This is a genomic window from Desulfuromonadales bacterium (assembly GCA_035620395.1).
In the GTDB taxonomy this organism is placed as follows: Bacteria; Desulfobacterota; Desulfuromonadia; order Desulfuromonadales; family DASPGW01; genus DASPGW01.
On the sequence record DASPGW010000262.1, the window covers coordinates 1 to 5,478 of the forward strand.

At 61.1% G+C, this 5,478-nt stretch carries 4 protein-coding genes; all 4 read right to left on the bottom strand.

All coding sequences use genetic code 11. The features are described from left to right. Positions 1–1,374, bottom strand: a 1,374-nt coding sequence (locus VD811_14310) for a sigma-54 dependent transcriptional regulator (GenBank protein HXV22157.1), incomplete at its 3' end; no start/stop codon positions are given. A gap of 227 nt (positions 1,375–1,601) precedes the next feature. Further along, the gene (locus VD811_14315) at positions 1,602–4,115 is read right to left on the bottom strand and encodes an ATP-binding protein (protein ID HXV22158.1); all 2,514 of its coding nucleotides are present in this window, start codon (positions 4,113–4,115) and stop codon (positions 1,602–1,604) included. A gap of 67 nt (positions 4,116–4,182) precedes the next feature. Then, complete coding sequence (locus tag VD811_14320) at positions 4,183–4,416, bottom strand: hypothetical protein (protein HXV22159.1); 234 nt, start codon at positions 4,414–4,416, stop codon at positions 4,183–4,185. A gap of 233 nt (positions 4,417–4,649) precedes the next feature. Beyond that, the coding region (locus VD811_14325; protein ID HXV22160.1) for a polyprenyl synthetase family protein at positions 4,650–5,478 on the bottom strand (829 nt) is incomplete at its 5' end.

Here is a 5,478-nt window from a genome sequence, read left to right on the forward strand (position 1 = left end):
CAGCTCGTACTTCTCCAGTTTGTAGCGCAGGGTTCCCCGCGGGACATTCAGCAGCCTGGACGTCTTCGCCACGTTGCTGCCGGTGATCTTGAGTGCTTTGGCGATCAGCTCCTTTTCGATCTCGCCAATCATATCCTCAAGCAGGATCCCCTCGGGAGGTATCTCGAAGGAGAGGGGCATCTCCTTGCGCGGCGCCTCGCCCCAGATCTCCCGCGGCAGAAAATCGGGAGTGATCACCTCGGCGTTGCACATGATGCAGACCCGCTCCACCACATTGCGCAGCTCGCGAACATTGCCGGGCCAGTGGTAGCGCATCAGCAGGTCAAGGGCATCACGGGAGACCTCGCGGATTCGTTTGTTGAATTCGCCGCTGAATCGCTTGATGAAATAGTCGAGCAACGGCGGGATATCTTCACGGCGTTCGCGCAGCGGCGCCACATGAATCGGGAAGACGTTGAGCCGGTAGTAGAGGTCTTCGCGGAACGCCTTCTCTTCGATCGCCTCCTTCAGGTGGCGATTGGTGGCGGCAATGACCCGCACGTCGATGTCGATGTTGCGGACGCCGCCGAGCCTACGGATCTTGCGATCCTCCAGCACCCGAAGCAGCTTGACCTGGAGATTCATGTCCATCTCGCCGATCTCGTCGAGGAAGATGGTCCCCCCGTTCGACTCCTCGAAGAGACCGATCTTGCGCGTCTTGGCATCGGTGAAAGCGCCCCGCTCGTGGCCGAAAAGTTCCGTTTCCAGCAGATTGAAGGGGAGCGAGCCGCAGTTGATTTCAATGAAGGGGCGTTCCTTGCGCGGCGAAAGATTGTGGATGGCCCGGGCGACCAGTTCCTTGCCGGTGCCCGACTCGCCGGTGATCAGCACGGTAGCGGTCTCGTGCTTGGCGACCTCGCGCACCTGACGGTAGATCTGCAGCAGTTGGGGACTGGCCCCGATCATGTCCGCGGAACCGGGCAAATCCTTCCCCTTCCCCTCCCGGCGCAGGTGGCGCACTTCCCGGCGCAGACTCTGCGTCTCCAGGGCCAGCCGGACGATCAGCCGGATGGCGTCGGCCTTGAACGGTTTCTTGATATAGTCGTAGGCCCCCATCTTGAGCGCCTCGACGGCACTCTCGACGGTACCGTAGCCGGTGATGATGATCACCAGGACATCGGGGTCGACTTCCCGCAGCGAGGCGAGGACATCGAGACCGCTTTTGGTGCCGAGGTTGAGATCGAGCAGCACCAGGTCGACTTCCTCTTCAGCCACCTGCTTGATGGCTTCGTCACCACTCTCGGTCGAAAAGGGACGATAGCCGTCCTCGGCCAGAATCCGCTCGAGGTTCTCCCGGATGAAGGCTTCATCGTCAACGATCAGGATTTTTTCCATGCGTGCTCCAGACAGCATCTCCCCCATGGCAATCTCGCCAAAGCGGTGAGAATTCGTAAAACAGGATTTTGTATACGTCGCAGATGTTAGGACTGTCTTACAAGAAAGGCAATAGAAAAATGGTGGATTTTAGCCACATCAAGAGTAAATGATGCGCTTTAAGGTAATAACAGCCTTGAGATGTGCGCCACGAGGAGGGAAGTGGCGGGTTTTCGAACTTTTTGGTATCAGACAGCGCCCCGATCACCGTCAAAGGGGAAGCAGAGCACAAAGACACTTCCTGCGCCGGGGCAACTGCTCACCTCGATCCGGCCTCCGTGGTCGGAAATGATGTTGTGTGTAATCGAGAGGCCGAGCCCCGTTCCATCCTCCTTGCTGGTGTAGAAGGGCTCGAAAATCAGGGGAAGGCGGTCGGCCGGTATCCCCTCGCCGGTGTCCCGGATCGACACCCGCACACCGTCTTCCGCGACCTGGGCGGTGACCGTCAACGTCCCGCCGGCAGGCATCGCCTCCAGGGCGTTGGACAACAGATTGAGAAAAGCCTGCTTCAGCTTGTCGCGGTCGAGAGGAAACGGCGGGAAGGCCGCATCCATCTCCTCGACCAGCTCGACCCCCGCCCGCTGGCACTGCTTCTTCACCAGAAAAATGGTATCACGCAGGACCTCGCCGACGTCACCCGGCTCCAGCCGTCCCTGAGGTGAGGAGGCGAAGTTGAGCAGTTCGCCTACCAGCCCCTCCAGGCGCTCGATCTCCTGCAGTGAACGACGGATCAGGGTCTGGTCGGCGGGCTGGCTGAGCAAACGGTCGTGCAGTTCATCGAGCAGCAGGCTCACGCCCGTCAGCGGGTTGCGTATTTCGTGGGCAATCCCGGCCGAGAGCCGGCCGAGGGAGGCCAGCCGCTCCATCCGCCCCATGGTTTTGCGCACGTTGACCCGCTCGGTGATTTCCTCGACGGTGAGGATGCGGCCGCCTTCGTCGCCGAACTGCAGCGGATGCAGCGCCAGGCGAAAGTTCACGGTTCGCCCGCCCCGCTCGGCATCGACGTAGCGGCTCCAGCGGTTGTTTTCGGGATTGCCGCGGGCGGTCTCAAGGGCGGCGAGAAGCTCGGGCCAGGCCGCGAGCAGTTGATTGACCGGCATGGCGGCAGCCTGCTGGGGCAAAGCCAGAATGTGCTGGGCCGGACCATTGACCGACGTCACCCGATCATCGGCATCGAGGGTCAGGATTCCCGCCTCGATATTCTCGACGATCGTCTCCTTGAAATTGCGTTCCCGCAGGATCTCCCGTCGCGACCGCCGCAGATCTTCGAGAGTCCCCAGCAGCCGCTCGCGGCGAAAGTTGAGTTCGCGCGCCATGGCATTGAACGATTCGGTCAACTGCCCCACCTCGTCTCCGGAAGTCACCGGCACCTCGGTCGTCAGGGTCCCCTGGGCCATCGCCTTGGTCCCGTCGATCAGCCTCAGCATGGGGCGGGCGACGCTGCGTGACAGCAGGTAGGCGGCATACAGGACCAGCAGTCCGGTAATGGCGACAATCAAGGAAGACTTGCTGACGAAACGGGTAATCTCCCGGCGGATAACGGCGGAGGTCTCCGTGGCGGCCTTGTGGAACTGGTTCACTTCGGCGCCTATTGTTACCCCGCCAAAGATGCCGCTCCGGGCGAAATCGCCGCGGTCGTAAGCGATCGGCGCATAGGCCATGATCTTGCGCGAGCCGCCGATATTGGTGACATCGACCACCCCGGAGCGGCCATCGAGCACCGCCCTGGCCGCCACCGGATAGTTGGGATGGATGAAGCCGGCATGAAAGAGGTTGAACGGAATGACCCCCCGCGCCACCAGTTCAGGCGACGATTCAGCAGTATAAGGGGGGACCAGTTGCCCGGAACGGTCGAGACCGCGGATATCCCAGAATTTGGGATGAGCGATCATCCATCCCTCGTCATCGAACATGAAGCCGTAGTTGCCGCTGTCGTAGGAGGGAAAGACGACGAAGCGGTCCTCCGTGGGGGTGATGTGCTGGGTATATTCCATCAGATGGCGGTGGTCGAGGGAGAGGACCACCACCCCTCCGAACCGGCCGGCCTTGTCATACTGTGCCTTGGCGAAGCGGATGACGCCGCGGTAAATATCGCCTTCGACGGCCGCTTCGGGCGTTGCCGCACCGCGCAACTGCTCCTCGCGGTTTATATGCCAGCCGGTAACGCGGGAGACGAATATCTGGTCCGGGGGAAGATCTCGAGCCTGCTGGAAATAGGTTTCGGTCAGGTAGGTGGTCTGGGCGGGGTCGGATACGTTGCGCAGCGTCGGGACAGCGCGTCCGTCGACGATGCGCAGGCGTTCCCGGCCATCGGGGCCGACAAACGCGAGCTCGCTGTAGAGGGGGAACATTCCCCGGTTTTCCATGGGTGTTTCATTGGTGCCGGCGCGGTACCAGATCTCCTTGCGGTGGTTGTGCCAGAAGTCGAGGTAAACTTCGGCCTGCGGCGGCAGCATCGCCAGGTCGTGCAGGTCGCCTTCCACCGAGCGGAGAAAATCGCCGACCTCCCGCGCCACCATCTCCGCCCTCAACTCCAGGCCACGCGCCGCCTGGGTATCCAGAGCCTCGGCCGCATTCTCACGCAGCAAGGCCTCGACGGAACGCAGACTGTGACTCGAGTTGATCGCCAGCAAAATCAGCGGGACAAGCGAAAGTGCCCAGAATGCATACAGAATCTTCTTGTGCAGATTCAGGCGCGCCATGGGCCGATTATAACAGCGAAGGGTGAGTCACCGGAAGAGACAATCGACTGCGAAAAAATGGGAGGGATCAGGAACGTTCCAGTTCGCGCAGGATCTGGCGGGAATTGACTGCCAGCGGGAGAAGCCGCCGGTGCTTGGCCAGGACCTCATCGAGCGAATGACCATCGTTGACGATCACGTCGACCGGGCTGAAGGAGGTCTTGGCGACATGGGCACCATCCGGTCGGGTATAGACGGTGACTTCGTAATCCTGACCGGCGATATGAAAAATGGACTTGTGAACGAGAATTTCCGGTTCCATAACCTTTACATCTGTGGGGTGGCCTGGTGGTCGATTCACTCGCTTCAAGACAAGCGGCTTGCGATAATTTGCTTTGCATCCTGAATGAGCAATTTTCGCGCCAAGCATTCCCACTCCGGGCAAATCCCGGCAAACGCAGTAAACAGCGGGATCGTGTTTCGACAAAAAAGGCTTCCGGCATTGAACCGGAAGCCTTTTTACTAGAATGGGCTAAGTTAAATCGCGGCAAAGGGCTATTTCCGCCGGTTGACCACATAGTCGGCCAGTTCGCAAAGGGCTTGCTTCTCCGGCCCGTCCTCGAACAGGGTGAGGCGCTGCTTGGCGCGTTCCACCAGCTCTCGGGCCCGGCGCCGGGTGTGACCGATGCCGTCATAGTGCTCGATGAGGCCGATGACATAGGAGAGCCCCTCTTCCGACAAGTCATCCTCGACGACGGTTGCCACTCGCTCCCGTTCTTCTGCCGTACAGCAGCGCAGAGTCTGGATCAGCGGCAGGGTCATTTTCCCCTCGGACAGGTCGTGCCCACGCACCTTGCCGAACTCGACTTCCTCCGCCACGTAGTCGAGGGCGTCGTCCATGAGCTGGAAAGCGATCCCGAGGTCCATGCCGAAGTCGGCGAGGGCCTGTTCCCGGGCCTCGCTCACCCCGCCGAGGATGCCGCCACAGCGGCAGGCGGCGTCAATCAGAATCGCCGTCTTGTTGCGCACCACCGCCAGATAGCGCTCCTCATCGAGGTCGAGATCGCAGGTGCTGATCAACTGCAGGACCTCCCCTTCGGCCATCTGGGTCGTGGCATCGGAAAGGACCTCAAGGATTCGCAGGTTGCCGGCCCGGACCATGATGGAGAACGATTTGGCGAACAGGAAATCGCCGACCAGCACCGACGCCTCGTTCCCCCAGACCGAATTGGCCGAGGCATTGCCGCGCCGCAGCACGGCGCTGTCGACAACGTCGTCATGGAGCAGCGTGGCTGTGTGGATGAATTCGACGACGCTGGCCAGGCCAACGTGGCGGTCACCCCGGTAACCCGACAGCCGGGCGCAGAGCAGCAGCAGCATCGGC